Source organism: Streptomyces sp. SCA2-17 (genome assembly GCF_044336695.1).
Window position 1 is genome coordinate 1771955 of sequence record NZ_CP117521.1, and the last position, 16645, is coordinate 1788599.

The 16645-nt window shown below is 70.8% G+C and carries 15 protein-coding genes; 3 read left to right on the forward strand and 12 right to left on the reverse strand.

Annotated features, from left to right (window positions below):
* Positions 1-51: 51 nt before the first annotated feature.
* Complete coding sequence (locus tag PS271_RS07970; protein WP_398381283.1) at positions 52-1239, reverse strand: carbohydrate kinase family protein; 1188 nt, start codon at positions 1237-1239, stop codon at positions 52-54.
* A 71-nt stretch (positions 1240-1310) separates the two neighbouring features.
* On the opposite strand from PS271_RS07970, the gene PS271_RS07975 reads away from it, so the two are divergent.
* Together PS271_RS07975 and PS271_RS07980 are read left to right on the forward strand one after the other, a co-directional pair.
* Complete coding sequence (locus tag PS271_RS07975; RefSeq protein ID WP_398381284.1) at positions 1311-2678, forward strand: 6-phospho-beta-glucosidase; 1368 nt, start codon at positions 1311-1313, stop codon at positions 2676-2678.
* Positions 2679-2782: 104 nt separating this feature from the next.
* Complete coding sequence (locus PS271_RS07980; RefSeq protein ID WP_398381285.1) at positions 2783-3595, forward strand: HAD family acid phosphatase; 813 nt, start codon at positions 2783-2785, stop codon at positions 3593-3595.
* Positions 3596-3613: 18 nt separating this feature from the next.
* Here PS271_RS07980 and PS271_RS07985 read toward each other — a convergent pair whose 3' ends face one another.
* From PS271_RS07985 to PS271_RS08010, 6 genes are all read right to left on the reverse strand, one after another.
* The gene (locus PS271_RS07985; protein WP_398381286.1) at positions 3614-4522 is read right to left on the reverse strand and encodes a ribonuclease Z; all 909 of its coding nucleotides are present in this window, start codon (positions 4520-4522) and stop codon (positions 3614-3616) included.
* A gap of 10 nt (positions 4523-4532) precedes the next feature.
* Entirely contained in the window at positions 4533-4889 is a 357-nt protein-coding gene (locus PS271_RS07990) for a histidine triad nucleotide-binding protein (protein WP_398381287.1), read from the reverse strand.
* 50 nt (positions 4890-4939) lie between these two features.
* Complete coding sequence (locus tag PS271_RS07995; protein WP_398381288.1) at positions 4940-6094, reverse strand: tetratricopeptide repeat protein; 1155 nt, start codon at positions 6092-6094, stop codon at positions 4940-4942.
* 2 nt (positions 6095-6096) lie between these two features.
* Entirely contained in the window at positions 6097-7419 is a 1323-nt protein-coding gene (locus tag PS271_RS08000; protein WP_398381289.1) for an ATP-binding protein, read from the reverse strand.
* 34 nt (positions 7420-7453) lie between these two features.
* Positions 7454-7966, reverse strand: coding sequence for a hypothetical protein (locus PS271_RS08005; protein WP_398381290.1), 513 nt, complete (start codon positions 7964-7966; stop codon positions 7454-7456).
* 185 nt (positions 7967-8151) lie between these two features.
* On the reverse strand, positions 8152-8778 hold the full coding sequence (locus tag PS271_RS08010; protein ID WP_398381291.1) for an RICIN domain-containing protein: 627 nt from the start codon (positions 8776-8778) through the stop codon (positions 8152-8154).
* A gap of 167 nt (positions 8779-8945) precedes the next feature.
* Between PS271_RS08010 and PS271_RS08015 the strand changes: the two genes are divergently transcribed.
* On the forward strand, positions 8946-9236 hold the full coding sequence (locus PS271_RS08015) for a hypothetical protein (protein WP_398381292.1): 291 nt from the start codon (positions 8946-8948) through the stop codon (positions 9234-9236).
* A gap of 21 nt (positions 9237-9257) precedes the next feature.
* Here the strand turns inward: PS271_RS08015 and PS271_RS08020 are convergent, their stop codons facing one another.
* From PS271_RS08020 to PS271_RS08040, 5 genes are all read right to left on the reverse strand, one after another.
* Complete coding sequence (locus PS271_RS08020) at positions 9258-10487, reverse strand: barstar family protein (protein WP_398381293.1); 1230 nt, start codon at positions 10485-10487, stop codon at positions 9258-9260.
* A gap of 364 nt (positions 10488-10851) precedes the next feature.
* Entirely contained in the window at positions 10852-11109 is a 258-nt protein-coding gene (locus PS271_RS08025; protein ID WP_398381294.1) for a DUF7660 family protein, read from the reverse strand.
* Complete coding sequence (locus tag PS271_RS08030) at positions 11106-15419, reverse strand: DUF6531 domain-containing protein (RefSeq protein WP_495656750.1); 4314 nt, start codon at positions 15417-15419, stop codon at positions 11106-11108. Before PS271_RS08030 ends, PS271_RS08025 begins: the two co-directional genes overlap by 4 nt.
* On the reverse strand, positions 15416-15829 hold the full coding sequence (locus tag PS271_RS08035; RefSeq protein WP_398386737.1) for a WXG100 family type VII secretion target: 414 nt from the start codon (positions 15827-15829) through the stop codon (positions 15416-15418). Before PS271_RS08035 ends, PS271_RS08030 begins: the two co-directional genes overlap by 4 nt.
* Positions 15830-15962: 133 nt before the next feature.
* On the reverse strand, positions 15963-16565 hold the full coding sequence (locus PS271_RS08040) for a hypothetical protein (protein WP_398381295.1): 603 nt from the start codon (positions 16563-16565) through the stop codon (positions 15963-15965).
* Between the last annotated feature and the right edge of the window lie 80 nt (positions 16566-16645).

The following is a 16645-nucleotide window of genomic DNA, read 5'->3' on the forward strand; positions in this document are numbered from 1 at the left end:
CGGGTCGCCCGCAGGCCCGCCGGGTTTTCCGGGACGGAAGCGGCCCGGGGGCTACGGGCTGCGGAAGCCGAGCGTGGGCACGGCCCGGCGCAGCGGCCAGGGGCGGACGGCCGCGGGCAGCAGGCCGTCGAGGAAGGCGTAGCGGCGGCGGACGGCGGGGGCCTGGTCGTCGTAGGAGCGCACGTGCTTCCACCAGGCGGCGATCTCGACCCACCCGGGCGCGGACAGCGACCCCCCGAATTCCTGTACGGACAGGGCGGCCGTCAGCCCGGCGAAGGCGAGCCGGTCGGCGAGCGGCCAGCCGGCCAGGGTGCCCGTGACGAAGCCCGCGACGAAGACGTCCCCGGCGCCGGTGGGGTCGAGCGCCTCGACGGCGATCGCGGGGACCTCGGCACTCTCCCCCGTGCTGCTGTCGACCGCGAACGCGCCCTTCTCCCCCATGGTGACGACGGCGACCGGCACCTTCTCGGCGAGGGCGCGGGCGGCGGCGCGGGGGCAGTCGGTGCGGGTGTAGCGCATGGCCTCCTCCGCGTTGGGCAGGAAGGCCTCGCAGTGCTCCAGGTCGGCGAGGTCGGCCGGGTCCCAGCGGCCCGTCTCGTCCCAGCCGACGTCGGCGAAGACCCTGCTGCCACGGGCGGCGGCGCGCGCGATCCACTCCTCCTGGCGGCCGGGCACGAGCAGCGCCACGCAGGCCCGCGAGGCCGGCGGGCACTCGGGGGCGGGCACGCCCCCGCCGTCGCCGGGCGGCGGCGCCTCGTGGCCGTGGGAGACCATCGTGCGCTCGCCCTCGTAGGCCATGGAGACGGTCACGGGCGAGTGCCAGCCGGGCACCGTGCGCGAAGGGCCGAGATCGATTCCCTCCCCTTGCGCGAGCGCCTCCCAGCAGTACTCGCCGTACATGTCGTCGCCGAAGGCCGCGGCGAGGGAGGTGCGCAGGCCCAGCCGGGCCAGGGCGGTGGCCATGTTGGCGATGCCGCCGGGGCTCGACCCCATGCCCCGCGCCCAGGACTCCGTGCCGCGCACGGGGGCCGAGTCCAGGCCCGTGAAGATGATGTCCAGGAAGACCGTCCCGGTCAGGTACACGTCGGTCGGCGGGTCGGCCTCCGAGCGGACCGCGGCCAGCGGGTCGAGGACGGGAGCCGCCCCGCGGAACCCCTCGAAGCCCTCCGTGCGCTCGCCCGGGCAGTGCCCGTTCCGTAGGTCCTTCCGGGGGGCCGAGTGGGGCGAAGAGGTCGTCATACGCGCTCGCTGCTCCTCTCACGGGGTGCGGATCCGGACAGTGTGCCCGATGCTGGGGTACCTTCCGGAACATGAGGCTGACGATTCTCGGCGGTGGCGGGTTCCGGGTGCCTCTGGTGCACCGGGCCCTCCTTGACGACGCGCGGCGCGACACCCCGGGCCGCTGTACGGAACTCGTGCTCTACGACACCGATTCCATGCGCATGAGAGTGATCTCCTCGGTGCTGGCGGCCCAGGCGGAGGGCGTGCCGGACGCCCCGTCCGTGCGCCTCGCGCACAGCCTGGACGACGCCCTGCGCGGTACCGACTTCGTGTTCTCCGCGATCCGCGTCGGCGGCACGGCCGGCCGGGTCCTGGACGAGCGGATCCCCCTGAGCGAGGGGGTGTTGGGGCAGGAGACCGTCGGCGCGGGCGGGGTCCTGTACGGGCTGCGCACGGTGCTGGTGGCCCTGGAGATCGCGGAGCGGGTCGCGGCGGTCGCACCCCGTGCATGGGTCATCAACTTCACCAACCCGGCGGGGATGGTGACGGAGGCGATGTCGTCCGTCCTCGGCAGACGGGTGATCGGCATCTGCGACTCCCCCGTCGGGCTGGTGCGGCGGGCGGCGCACGCCGCGGGAGCCGACCCCGATCGGGTGAGCTTCGACTACGTCGGCCTCAATCACCTGGGCTGGCTGAGGTCGTTGAGCGTCGGCGGCGAGGACCTGCTGCCGCGCCTGCTGGCGGACGACGCGGCCCTCGGCTCCTTCGAGGAGGGCAAGCTCTTCGGCGCGGACTGGCTGCGCGCCCTGGGGGCCCTGCCCAACGAATACCTCCACTACTACTACTTCCGCCGGGAGACGCTGCGCTCGGTGCTGGAGTCGCCGGAGACCCGGGGCCAGTTCCTCGACGAGCAGCAGAGCGGCTTCTTCGCGCAGGCGGCGGCCGCGCCGGACCGCTCGTACGAGCTGTGGGAGCGCGCCCGGCTGCAGCGCGAGTCCACCTACATGGCCGAGAGCCGCGCGGCGAGCGGCGGCTGGCAGCGGGACTCCTGCGACCTGGACGGCGGCGGTTACGACAGGGTGGCGCTCGCGCTGATGGGCGCCGTCGCCCGGGACGAGCCCGCGCGCCTGATCCTCAACGTGCCCAACGGCACGACCGTCCCCGGCCTGGCCCCGGACGCCATCATCGAAACGGTGTGCGAGGTCACCGGCGAGGGCGCCCGGCCGCTGCCGTGCGCGCCGCTGCGCGAGGACCAGCTGGGGCTGATGCTCCAGCTCAAGGCGGTCGAGCGGGCCACGATCGCGGCGGCCGTGCACGAGGACCGCGACGCGGCGCTGCGCGCCCTCGCCCTGCACCCGCTGGTCGACTCGCCGGCGGTGGCGGCGCGGATCCTGGAGCGGGCCGGGCGCGGGGCCGTTCGGCGTACCGGAGGGGACGCTTCTCCCCTACTCGCGTAGACCGCGCTTGACCTGCACCCATGTTTGACCCGTCGATGCTTGACCTGCACCCGCCAAGGCCCTAGCTTCGCGCTGCACCGCCCTTGCTACTCAGGAGTACACACGTGCAGCTCAGCCTTGCGTCCAAGCGCGCCCGCATCGCCGCGGCGGGTGCCGCACTCGCCGTCGGCGCCGGCCTCTACACGGCCGGCGCCGCCAGCGCCGAGCACTCCGTGCCGCGCACGGACAAGGAGATCCCGAACCTCACCAAGGTGACGGACAAGATCAAGGCCTACTACGGCGACACCACCGACAAGAACGGCCAGCACTACGCGTCGCCGGACAGCAACTACGCCAAGCAGGTCGCCGACATCGAGAAGAAGGCGAAGGCGCAGCTGGAGAAGGCCGTCAAGAACCAGTCCGGGAAGAACCAGGCCGGCACGAAGGGCGCCGCGAAGCCCGCCATCGTCCTGGACGTGGACGACACCACGCTGCTCACGTACAACTACGAGCTCCAGCAGGGCTTCCACTTCACGCCCGAGTCGCAGGACGCCTACCTGAAGTCCACCGACATGGCCCCGGTCTTCGGCATGCCGCAGCTCGTCAACTGGGCGCAGTCCAAGGGCATCACGGTCTTCTACGTCACCGGGCGCGACGAGCACCAGCGCGACTGGAGCGTGCGCAACCTCAAGAACGCCGGCTACAAGCCCGCCGCCGACACCGCGCACTTCTTCCTGAAGAACAAGAAGACGCCGCCGGCGTACCTGCCGTGCGGCGCCACGTGCAGCACCGTCGAGTACAAGGCGGGGACGCGCAAGCACATCGAGTCCCAGGGCTACCGCATCGTCGGCAACTTCGGCGACCAGTACAGCGACCTCCAGGGCGGCTACGCCCAGCACACGTACAAGCTGCCGAACCCGATGTACTTCCTGCCGTAGCGCCCCTCCGCCCGTGCCCTAACGCCGTTTGGGCACGGGCACGCGCATCAGGTCCCGGGCCACCGTGAGCTCGCCTTCGAAGCCCGCCGCGCGGGCCTGCCGCTCGAAGACCGCCGGGTCGTCGTACCGCTGCGAGAAGTGCGTCAGCACGAGATGCCGCACTCCCGCACCGGCCGCGACCCGGCCGGCCTGCCCGGCCGTGAGGTGGCCGTGGTCCGCGGCGAGGGCCGCGTCCTCGTCCGTGAACGTCGACTCGATGACGAGCATGTCGCAGCCCTCGGCCAGCTCGTCCACGCCGTCGCACAGCCGCGTGTCCATCACGAACGCGAACCGCTGCCCGCGCCGCACCTCGCTCACCTCGTCCAGGGTGACCCCGCCGACCGCCCCCTCGCGCTGCAACCGGCCGACGTCCGGCCCGCTGATGCCGTGCGCGGCGAGCCGCTCGGGGAGCATCCGCCGGCCGTCGGGCTCGACCAGGCGGTAGCCGTACGACTCGACGGGGTGCGAGAGCTTGCGCGCCTCCAGGCGGTAGGAGGGACCCTCGCAGAGGACCCCGCCCGCGCCGGAGACGGGCTCCTCGGCGAGCTGCACCGTCTCGCGGTAGGCCGTCGCGTACCGCAGGCGCTCGAAGAAGCGCTTGCCGCTGCGCGGGTAGTGCGCGGTGACCGGGTGCGGCACCTGGTCCAGGTTGATGCGCTGGATCACGCCGGCGAGGCCGAGGGAGTGGTCACCGTGGAAGTGGGTGACGCACAGCCGGTTCAGGTCGTGCGCGGCCACCCCGGCGCGCAGCATCTGCCGCTGCGTGCCCTCGCCGGGGTCGAAGAGCAGGCCTTCGCCGTCCCAGCGCAGCACGTAGCCGTTGTGGTTGCGGTGGCGCGTGGGGACCTGGCTGGCGGTGCCGAGGACGACCAGTTCACGTACGGACAAGGGGCGCTGCCTACCCGGGGGGCCAGTTGAAGCCGCGGCCGCCGAGGACGTGCGCGTGCGCGTGGAAGACGGTCTGGCCCGCGCCGGCGCCGGTGTTGAAGACGATGCGGAAGCCCTTGTCCCCGTTCTCCTGCCGGGCCACCTCGGCCGCCTCGCGCAGCACGTCGGCGGCGACCGAGGGCTCGGCCGCGGCGAGCGAGCCCGCGTCCGGGTAGTGCACCTTGGGGATGACCAGGACGTGCACGGGCGCCTGGGGGTTGATGTCCCGGAAGGCGACGGTGGTCTCCGTCTCCTTGACGACCGTCGCGGGCACCTCCCCCTTGACGATCTTGCAGAACAGGCAGTCCGCCTGCGGTTCTCCCGCCACGGGTGGGCTCCTCACGGGTCGTCGGCTCGTCGGCTCCTACGGTCCGTAGGTTACCGGGCGGCCTCGGATTCCCTCTCGCGGGCGGCTTTCAGCCGTTTTTCCTTCGCCTTCTCGGCGGCTTCGCGCTCGTTCCGCCGCTGGGCGGCCCCGTACCACATGGCGAGGACCACGGGCACCCCGCCGATCCACACGAGCGCCTGCTCGTAGCCCCGGTCCGTCCAGGGGACGGTCACCAGCAGCACCGCGCAGAGCGTGCCCCACAGCGAGTGCACCGCGGCGAGCTTCGCGGCGAAGGCGCGCCGGACCACCGACCGCAGGGTGAGCTGGGCGCCCTTCGGCAGCGTGAAGTACGTGCGCCAGACGCACACGCCCCAGCCCACGCACATCAGGAAGAAGAACCACAGGCGGGGGCCGAGCGGCGCGGGCAGCGACGTCGGGTCGTCGCCGGTCGGGAAGGCCCGGGCGGTGACGGCGGCGTACACGAGGCAGAGCAGGGCGACCCAGCGGGTGCGGCGCACGAGACGGAGGGCGATGTCCTCCAGCTTGGCGGTGACGTACGCGTTACCGGGGTCGGTCCCCAGAGCGGCGGTGTACTCCTTGGCCAGCTCCGGCAGCCTGAGCTCGCGGGCCTCGTCCTTGAGGCCGGCGAGGACGGCGCGCGCGTCGGCGTCCTCGGGGGCGAAGCTCAGGACGTCGCGCATCGTCTGCTGCGCGCCCGCCTTGTCCCCCATGTCGATCAGGACGGAGTACCGGGCGAAGTGCGAGTTCACGGACTCCGGGCTGACGCGCACGGACTCGTTCGCGGCCGCCAGCGCACCGTCGAGATCGCCCGTGGCACGCAGCGCCCTCGACAGCGACTGGTAGGGCGTCTGGTGGTGCGGCGAGATCCGTATCGCCTCGCGGGCCGCGGTGACGGCCTCGTCCGCACGGCCGAGGCGCCACAGCGCCTCGCTGCGGTAGATGTGGCCGTCGGTGTGGGACGGGTTGAGGCTGAGCGCGGACTCCGCCATGACCAGGGTCGCGGGCCACGCCTGCTTCCGGTAGAGGCAGCAGGCGAGCAGGGCGTAGACGTCGGCGTCCTTGTGGGAGACCTCTCTCGTGTGCCGGGTGAGGAGGTCGCAGGCGTCGTCGACCCGGCCGACGCTCAGCAGCGCCTCGGCACGGGCCACGTTCGGGTGCCCGCCGCCGTAAGGGGTGTCACTCACGCTCAGAGCATCCTCTTCTTCTTCAGGTACGCGAGGAGCTCGTCGTACTGCCCACCCTCGTTGGCGAACTGGGCGACGCTGCGGGCCGAGTCGAACCAGGGGCCTGTGGAGGGCCGGATCTGGGCGAGGGCCGTAAGCAGGTCGTCCGTCTCGATCATGCGGGCCCGGCCGGTGCGGACCGAGTCCATCAGGGCGCGCTCGGCGGCGCTCTCGCACAGGTGGCGCAGGTCCGCGCCCGAGAACCCGTCCGTGCGCTTGACCAGCTTGCGCAGGTCGATGCGGGCGATCGGGCGGTCCTTGAGGTGGTGGCGCAGGACCGACTCGCGGGCGGGCTCGTCGGGCGGCAGCACCAGCACCGTGCGGTCGAGGCGGCCGGGGCGGCGCAGGGCCGGGTCGACGTCCCAGGGGTGGTTGGTGGCGGCGAGGACGAACAGGCCCTCGTTGGCGTCGGCGTCCACGCCGTCCAGCTCGGTCAGCAGCTGGTTGACCGTGGTGCGCAGGCCGGAGTGGCGGAGCTGGCTGCGCTTGGCGCCGAGGGCGTCCAGCTCGTCGAGGAAGACGACGCACGGGGCGTTGCGGCGGGCCGTCTCGAAGAGCTCGCGCAGATTGCGCTCGGAGTTGCCGATCCACATGTCGAGGACGTCGGTGATGCTGACCGACATGAAGCGGGCGCCCAGCTCGCCGGCGACGGCGCGGGCGATGTACGTCTTGCCGCAGCCGGGCGGCCCGTACATGAGGAGCCCGCCGCGCAGGCTCTTGCCGTAGAGCTTGCGGAGCTCGGGGTTGCGCATGGGCGCGAGGAAGGCGGCCTCCAGGCGCTCCTTGACCTGCTCCATGCCGCCGACGTCGGCGAGGGAGAGGCCGGCGGTCTCGACGTCCCAGGCGCTCGCGGCGGCGGGGTCGTCGTGGCCGTGGGCGGAGAGGGGCTGGGGCTCCTCGGTCTCTACGTCCGTCTCTACGAAGCGGGGAGGAATGACGTCGGACAGCTCGTCCTCTGCCTGCTTCCAGTCGTAGCGGGGGGCTTCTTCGGCGGGGGCGGGGGTTCCGGCGGGGGCCGGGGCCGGGACCGGGGTTTCTGCCGGAGCGGGGGCCGGGGCGGCGGATGCGGGGGCCGTCACGGGAGGGGCGACGGCGCGGGCTATCAGCGCCTGGGCCTCGGCGTTGCCCGGTTCTCGCTGGAGGGCCGCGGCGACCTGGGAAATGGCGTCCTGGCTGAACCCCGCGTCGAGGAGGAGCTGGGCGAGGTGCAGGCGCAGGGGCACATCGTCGGGTGCGGAGTCGACGGCCGCACGCAGGCTCTTGATGAGCGGGGACTCTTCGGGCATGGACCAAGGGTAAGCGGGGGTGGGAGGAGGCCCCCTACTTGGACTGGTGGGGACTGCCCTGCCAGTGCTTGTCACCGTTGTTGCTCGTGGGCTTGTCTCCGTTGTTGCTCGTGGGCTTGTCGCCGTTGCCGCCGCCGTTGGTGGTGCCGCTCCCGGAGCAATCGCCGAGAACACCGGCGGTGAAGACGGTCTTCCCGTCGACCTTGGCGGTCAGCTTCCCTTGCACGCAGGAGTCGTCGTAGAGGCCGGTCACCCGCCCGAAGACGATGATCTTCTGGCCGCCGCTGGTGCGGCCGTCGCAGTCGACGCCCACGGCGGTGACGGGGCGCGTCCCGCCCTTCTCGGTGACGCCGGGGTCCTCGGCCGTTCCGGTGCAGGTCAGCCACTGGACGGGGTAGCCGTCGTGCTCCAGGCGGGCGGTGGCCCGCTTGTCGGCGGTCACGGCGACGACGACCGAATCCAGCCCGCCGGGGCCCTCCTGACGGCAGCCGGTGAGCCCGAGGGCGGCGGTGCCCGCGAGCACCACCGCACCAGTTGCACACAGCACCGATCGTCCCCGTAGGCGCCCCAATGCCCGCATACGCGGCAGTTTCCCACTCCGGGGAGCAGGGCGAAAGGCCGGACGGCACCAGGGGGACACACGCCGACTAAGGGGTCGCGTGAGGGAGCGGAACGCGCTGCCGGCACGAGAAGAAGCCGGCCGGCAGCGCGCGAGGTTGGTTCCTTGGTCGCCTAGTGGAAGACCCACTTCTGGTTGGCCCACCCGTTGCAGGCCCAAAGCTGCACCTTGGCACCGTTGTTGGGGATGGTGTTGGTGTCACCGTCGAGGCACTGGGCGCCCTGGGCGTTCTGGAGGTTGGTGCCGTTCCACATCCAGATCTGGTTGGTCCACCCGTTGCAGCCCCAGAGCTGCACCTTGGCGCCGTTGCTGGGGATCGTGTTGAGGTCGCCGTCGAGGCACTGCGACCGGTAGCCGTTCTGGATCGTGTAGTAGCCGGCGGGCTGGTTGGGCACGGGGGTCCAGTACCAGCTCTGGTTGTCCCAGTTGTTGCAGCCCCAGAGCTGCACCTTGGCGCCGTTGTTGGGAATGGTGTTCCGGTCGCCGTCGAGGCACTGGTTGCCGAGGTTGTTGGTGAACGCGGGCGTGCGGTAGACGGTGTCGGCGGCGGGTCTGGAGGCCGACCCGATGCCGGGCAGCGCGGCGGCGTCTCCGACGTCGACCACGGCCTTCCCGGCAGCGGGCCCGGAGAGCTCCGGCCGCTGCGGCGCCTGCGCCTGGGCCCCGGCTCCGGCGCCCAGAGCAAACGCGACGGCGCCCAGTCCTGCGGCGACGGCGAGTGCGGTTGATGCCTTGCGCATGTCGGCCTCTCTTCTGAACGCGGTGGGCTATGCCGGGGGCCATCGGGCCACAAGGGTCATGCACTGACCAGGGCGACAGATGAAATAAACGACCGAATTCCGGACGAACTGCGGCGGCGGTGGGCGGAAGGAATTCCCTGTACGCGGCGAGGATATGATCGTGCATCATGCGCATAGCAATCCCCATCCTGTTCGCGGTGGGCGGCCTGGCAGTGGTCGTCTTCGGAATCCGTCTCATCTTCAACATCGGCGGCGCTGCGGACACGGCCGCGGCCACGGCCCGGGCGAGGTCCGAACGGATCTACACCCGCCTCACCGGCAAGGACAGCCTGACCATGCCGTCGGTAGGCCGCAGTGGTCTCACCACGACCAATTTCCGCCTCAGGGGCGTGGCCTTCACCTTCGCGGGCCTCATCATGCTGACCGCCTCAACGTTCCTCCTGCTGCTGAGCCTCTAAATCCCGTTCGGATTCAGAGGCTCACAAGGCCTCCCCTTCCCCGAAGTCGATGAAGTCTTCAAGGGCGGCCCGAAGCCAGTCGTGGAACGCGGCGAATTGCCTCCGATTCACGCGCTCCGGCGTGGTGAAGTCATGAACGACCCACACCGTGCCGGTATCCAGGTCCCAGCAGGCGACCTCGTCGTTGTCCTCACGCCGGGCGAACGGCAGCAGGCGCCGCTCGGGGAAGCGTTCCAGAAGGCCCACGGCCCGCGCCCGCAACGCGTCGCCTTCCAGGAGCCACCACGGTTCGAGACCCACGAGACCGCTCTCGACCGCGCGGAGAAACTCCGCGGGGTAGACAAACCCGCCGGGAAGCTCGTCCGGGCGGAGGAGGTCCGCGGCTGCCTCACCGGGGTCGCAGACGAGCAGCACGGTGAACGGAATGCCGACGCCGCGGGGCTTGTGGTGCGGGTTGCACCAGTGCTCGGCCACCTGCTTCAGCAGGACGAAGAAATCCTTTCGGTCTTCCGGGCTCTCCGAGAGCAGCCGATCCGAGTTCTCGATCACGACGACGTACTGGTCGGCGGGCAGCCAGTGGAGTTCCCGCAGGCAGTCGGAGAGAGCGTTCCAGTTCCACCCGAAGTAGTCGGGAAACCTCAGCCGGTCCCAGAACTGCTCGAAGACCCCGCCGCTGTCCCCCATCGCGGCCCCGTCCAGCCGCGCGACAAACGTCATCCCGGACGCGAGCAGGATGTCGACTTCCCTGGCGGTGGCGTCGCGCGGCACCAGCCGCAGCCAGGGTTCGTCAGGCGCCGCGGGGACGTACGGCGCCGCCGCCTGGCCGAAGATAACGGTCGGCCCGTCATCGGTCTCCAAGACCCGCACGTCGAACCGCTTCCGCGGAAAGGCCCGCCGGAGCGCCGCCTCCCAGGAGTGCGCCACGGCCTGGGCAATGTGCCCTAGTGCTTCTTCCTCTTCGGCGGTGTCACCGCAGTCGATCGCATACCCGACCACGAAGCGGTTGAGGACGGCTTCGATCCTGCGAACGTCGCCATCGAGCCGGCGGTACCAGTCGTCAAAGCTGCCCGGCACGTACGAACGCTTCCGCAGCACGCACCCACGCACCTCGACGAACTCGGGGTTCATCAGGTGGGCGAAGGCCAGCCACGTGCCCACCGTGCAGTGCTCGTTAAGGAAGCCGACGGAGTCCAGGGCGCCCGTGAAACTCTCGACCCAGGCTTTGATCTCCGGACATTGATCGGGGCTCAAGGACGCCGACCCGATGGCGGAGAATACAGCGCGGCGCTCCCCGCCACGGCCAACAGCCCAATCACCGGGGGCCCTTCCCGGTATTCCCAGGTAGACGGCCGACGAAGCACGTCGGCAAGCACGCCACCGGTCAACCGCTCCCCACCCTCATGCGCCGGCCACTCGTCGCCTCGATACACCTCGACGTACCCGGCCCGCTCCCACCGGCCGACGATCTCAGCAAAAACAGGAGCAACGGCTAGCCATTCGGCTTCGTCTCCTCCACGCGTCCAGTCGGCCAATACAGACCAGAGCGGCGACATCTCCCTGGCGTTGACAAGGAGACACTCTTCTTCCGCGGAGAGCCATTCCATGCCCAAACTGCCTACTCATACACAAACGCGGCTGAAAAAATCATTGCGACAGTCTTCCAGTCCGGCTCTTCGGGGCACTCTTCACCACGATTAGCGAAGAACCCGTGCATGGATCGAGTCCAGTAGGCCGCAGCTCTCACATACTCGGTGGACGTCGCATTTTCCATGGGAAGGCTTCCCGACTCCACACTGCGCACCAGCTCAAGCAGGAACCGGGAGAGGTCTTCTCTTGAGTTCACAGCAGACGGGTCAGGATTCACAGCGCTCATGGAGCCCACTCCTCATCTATCCCACGAACAAGAATCGATTTGCCATTCGTGACCGTGGTGAATTTCCAGGCCTCATTGGCTGCCTCTTCGGAGGTCGCCATGCGGAACGGCACCGGCATTCCAGCCTTCTGGAAGGCTACAAGACGCCTGTTGTCGAGCGTGTACAGCTCACCGTCCCGCACCGTAAGACGGATCTCGGGGATCTTCCCCGGGTTGATCCAACCTGACCTGAGCCCTGCTGCAACATGTTCGATCGTCAGACCATCGCTGAAACTTCTCCCCACCGAGTCCTGCGAGAACCGCACCAACCCGGGCTGGATGGTCCCTTCAGGCCACTGGTTCCTGCCCTGTACTGGCACGCACTCGGGCGCCAGACCGAGCGGGTCGGACCAATAGGACGTGTTAACCACATAGGTGTGGTGATTCGGCGCGGCCGCCAGCCCCAACAGATCCGGCGAGAGGTACCGTCCGGTCTCCGGGTCGTAGTAGCGGAAGTAGTTGTAGTGCAGGCCCGTTTCGGGGTCGTGGTACTGGCCCGGGAAGCGGAGGGGGCAGTCCGTGCCCCCTTCGGCCGTGGGGGACGGGAGGTGCGTGCCCCAGAGGGTCGTGCGGTGTTGCCACGACAGTTCGCCCGTCGGCGTGACCAGTTCCGTCGGGGTGCCCACCGCGTCCGTGATGACGGCGTAGAAACGCGTCCCGAAGTCCCGTTCCGCGTCCTCCGCGAAGTCCTCGATCAGGGACTTGCCCGCTGACCTGGTCAAACGCAGGGAGTCCGTCTGCGTCAGAGGGCGGTGCGTGCCCGGGGCGTAGTCCCAGGTCGTCGTCCTGCCGTCAGCAGCCGTCTGCTCCGCCAGCCTCGTGCCGTCCCACGAGAAGAGCGTTGCGTCGTCGTCACGCCCCGCGCACCGCTTCGATACGCGCCGGCCCAGCGGGTCGTACGCGTACTGCCACCGCTCCCCCTCCGGCGTCACCGCCTCCCTCAGGCGGTCCTCCGCGTCCCACGTGTACGTCCAGGCCCGCGTCTGGCCGTTGAGGAGCTTGCGCGCCTTGCGAATGAGGCGGCCCTGGGCGTCGTGTTCGTAGCTCGTGCGGCCCGCCCGGCGGATCAGCGTGCCGTCGAACTCGCGCTGCCCCGGGGCCGAGTGGTCAGGGGCCGCAGCACTGGTGACGTTGCCCGCGCCGTCGTACGCGTACCGTTCCGTCCAGCCGTGCGCCCGGACCGTCGTGACGCGGCCCGTTTCCGTGAGGTCGAAGCGGCGCGTGCCGGAGGTGAGTTCGCGGATCTCGCGGAGGTAGCCGTCCTCGCGGTACGCGTACTCGCGGTGTTGCAGGAGGCGTTCCGCGCCCCGTACGACCTGGGTCGTCAAGCGGTCCGCCGCGTCCCAGTCCTGGGTCAGCGCCGCGCCCTCGCCGCCCAGTCGGCGCTCCGTCTCCCGCCCCGCCGCGTCGTACGCGAACGTCAGCCCACCCGCGTCGCCCCGCAGCTCCGTCGGCCGCCCCAGCGCGTCGTACGTCCACTCGGACGTCAGCCCGGACGGCGTCACGCGCCGCACCCGGCGGCCCAGCGCGTCGTACGCGTAGCTCGTCGCCCGGCCGTTCACCGACTCCGACAGCACGCGGCCGAGCGCGTCCCGCTCGTAGACGACCTCCGCGTCGGCGTTCACCGCGCGGGTGAGGTTGCCGGCGGCGTCGTAGGCGAACGTCGTCGTGGCCGCATCGGCGCCATCCGCCCGCTGCTCCGTCGCGCGGCCCAGCGCGTCGCGCGTGAAGTGCAGCGTCTCGCCCGCGCCGTTCGTGCGGGCGGCCAGCCCGCCCGCCGCGTCGTGCGCGTACGTGAGCGTGCGGCCGTTGAAGTCCGTCTCGGAGGTGAGCCGCCCCGCCGCGTCGTAGGCGTACGACCACACCAGCCCCTGCGGGTTCGTCACTCCCGTCAGGCGCAGCTCGGTGTCGTACGCGAAGGCGTACGTCGTCCCGTCGGGGTCGGTCCGGGAGGCCGGGAGGTCGAAGTGCCCGGCCTCGTGGCTGACGGTGTTGCCCGCCACGTCCGTGTGCGTGACGAGGTTGCCCTCGCCGTCCCACGTCCAGGTCTCGCTCGTCCCGTCCGGGTACTCGCGCCGGGAGGGCCGGCCCTCCGTCGTCCACGTCGTGCGGGTGGCCCGGCCCAGTGGATCGACCGCCTCCACGACGCGGCCGAACACGTCCCGGCGCACGGTCGTCCGGTGCCCGAGAGCGTCGGTGATCGCGACCGGGAGCCCCGCCGCGTCGCACTCAACCCGCGAGACGTTGCCGAGAGCGTCGGTCACCGTGGCGAGGCGGCCCTGCTCGTCGTGGGTGTAGCGGGTCTCCGCGCCCGCCGGATCCGTCGTCGCGACGAGGTTGCCCCGCTCGTCGTACGCGTGCAGCCACCGCCCGCCGCCCGGCTCGGTGACCTCCGTCGGCCGGTGCAGGTCGTTGTACGCCGCGGAGGCCGTCGAGCCGTCCGGCAGGGTGACCTGCGCGAGGTTGCCCGCCTCGTCGTACGCGTAGCGGGTCGTGCGGCCCAGCGGGTCGGTCACGGAGAGCCGGTCCGCGCCCCGTTCATCCCACTTGGTGACCGTCTTGTGCCCCAGCGGGTCGGTCTCCTCCGTGACCAGGGCGTCGGCGTTGTAGCGGTACGTGCGCTCGTGGCCGAGCGAGTCGGTGACCGTGGTCGTGCGGGTTGCGGTGTCGTACGCCAGCGAGCCCGAGAGAAAACCGTCACTCCCCTCCGTACGGACCACGCGGCCGGACGCGTCGTACGTGTAGCCGTACGACGTGCCGTTGCGGTCGGTCCAGGAGGTTATTCGGCCTTCGGCGTCGTAGGTGAAGCGCAGGGGCTTGCCGCTGGAGTTGGTGACCTCCGTCAGGTTGCCCGCGTCGTCATAGCCGTAGCGGATGAGGGTCGTGCCGCGGCCGGGGGCGGTCGGAGGATCGTACGGGGACGGCGGCTCGTCGAGGAGGCGGAGGGCGGTGACGCGGGCACCCGCATCGCCGATGACGTCCGTCTCGACGGCCACGTAGGAGCCGCCGGAGTGGCGGATCGCGGTGGGCGTGCCGGTGGCCGTGCGCTCGAAGTCGATGCGCGCGCCGTTGCGGTCCTCCACGCTCTCCAGCGGCAGCTGGAGGGTGCCCGGCTCCTCGGTGGGGACCAGGCCGCCGAAGGTGCGGGTGATGCCCGTCTGCGGGTCGGCGATGGTCATGACCCCGCCGGGCCGGCCGTCCCAGGTCAGGGGCCATCGCGGGCCCTTGACCGGAAGGACGGGCTCGCCGGGCGCCGGCACGGGGTAGACCAGGCGCATGCCGTCCGCGGCCGCGTAGACGACGCCGTCGCCGTCGAGCTGGACCCGCTCGTCGAAGGTCGAGGCCCACGTCGGGCCGTACCAGGCGCCCGCCCGGTACGAGGAGACGTGGGTGCGCTCGACGACGAGGGGCAGGGAGCCGGGGAGGGTGACGTCCGTCGCCGGGAGGAGCATGGCGCCGGTCGCGACGTCGATGGGGTCGAGGGCGCAGTCGATGTTGACGGGGAGGCGGGCGGCCTGGGCGAGTTCGACGTCCATGGGGCGGACGCCCTTGAAGAGGTTGCGGTAGCCGCCCGCGGCGCCGGCGTTCTTGGCGAGGCTGCCGAAGCCGCCGAACATGCCGCCGTAGATCATGCCGTCCCTGGCCGAGTCACTCGCCTCGGTCAGGCTGAAGCCGTCCTGCCGCCCCTGCGCGATCTTGATGGGCTGGGCGACGGCCAGGTTGACCGTGACGGACTCCAGGCCGCCGAACGCCGCGGCGGCCAGGGTCACACCGGCCACTTCCGCCACGGTGGTGGATACGACGACGCCGAGCGCGGCACCGGCTTCCACGATTGCGGTCGCGGCGGCTCCGGCAGCGCCGGAGAGGGCGCCGCCGGTGAGGACGGCGACGGCGACGGCGGCACCCAGGACGGCGAGGTCCTCAATGATCTTGTCCCAGAGCTGGTCCATCGCCTTGTCGACCGCTTCGGCGAGCTTCTCCAGCCCGTCCGCCATCTTCTTCGCCGACTCCGCGAGGTCGTGCAGCCAGCCGTCCTGCGAGCCCTTGGCGTAGCGGTGCCAGAAGACCTCGAAGGCCTCGATCGCCTCACCCTTGTTGTTGTGGATGAGGGAGGTGGCCTGGTTGTTGACCGGGGTGCGGACCTTCTCGACCTCGCCCGCGAACGTGCGCCACGCCTTGGCGGCCTTACGGAGCTTGCCGGCATCGCCGTCGGGCCAGTACAGGCCCATGTAGTCGATGAGGAAGTGCTGGACCTTGTGCTTGACGCTCACTTGCCGCTACCGCCGCCGCTGCCCTGAGCGCCCTTGGCGCCCTTCTTCGTGAACATCGCGGCGATCAGCTTGTCGTTCTCGATGTGGCCGTCGGACATGTCGGCCATCGCCTCGTGAATGCTCGCGAGGCCGGAGATGAGGATCTTCGTCGCGTTCTCGATCTGGGTGCGCTTGGGTTTGTACGACTCGCCGAACGCCTTCCCCTGCTCGTCCGCGCCCCACGGCGAACCGAGGCCGTCAAGGGTGTCGGTCAGCTCCGACAGGGCGTCGCGCAGCTTGCCGCTCTGCTCGCTGAAGGTCGGCGCCGCGGACTTGAGGTCCGCGGTCTTGATGTCCAGGATCTTGCCGTCGCCGCTACCGCCGCCGCCCGGGCCGTTGCCCATAGCCGCCTCCCCCGCCAGGTCGTACACCAACGCCACATGTTCGCATGTGCGTGCGGTGGACTGGTGTCTGACACGCAGTGGGGGTGGGGCTACGGGGTACGGATTACGGGGTACGGCGGCCGGGGCTGCCGCACCCCACGGCCCGGATGACACGGACGGCTTACAGCCGGTTCCACGCCTCCCTGCCCTGCGCGGAGGGGATGTGCGCCCGGAACTTCTTCTCCAGGTTCGCGCCCCGTACGACCCCGAACGTGTGGTAGGTCAGCCCCCATTCGTCGATGGCCGAGCCGTCGGCGAACATGCACATGGAGTGCAGGTTGTCCCGGCTGACACGGTCCCCCTCCCTGATCCATCCGCCGACGTCGAGCTTGCCCGCACCGAACTGCGAGGTCCCGCCCAGGTGGGCGCAGTACACCGCGGCCGGGTTGGCCCCTCCGGGAACGGACGGCAGCGCGGGCTTACGGATGTAGGCCAGGGCCGCGAGGGTCGGCTTGTCCGCGGCGAGGGTGTCGGACGGGAGGATGATCCGGGTGTTGTCCTTCGCGTTCTGGAACCGGCACAGCTCGCGCACCGTGCCCAGCGGGGTGAGGCCGAGCTGGTTGTCGTAGTACGCGCGGTAGTCGGCGGGCGTACCGCCCTTCTGCAGGCACCATGCCGCGGGCGTGACCGGCTTGGGCGCCGGCGCGGCTCCTGCCTGCGTGGCGGTCAGAAGCGCGGCGCCGGCGGTGAGGGCCATGGCTGCTGCGGTGATCCGTGCTCGCATTGCGTCCTCCCGGTGTACGGGGTGAGTGACGGAACGCCGGAATCCTGGGGCTGGAAGGAGGAGCCCGTCAACGCTTGCGA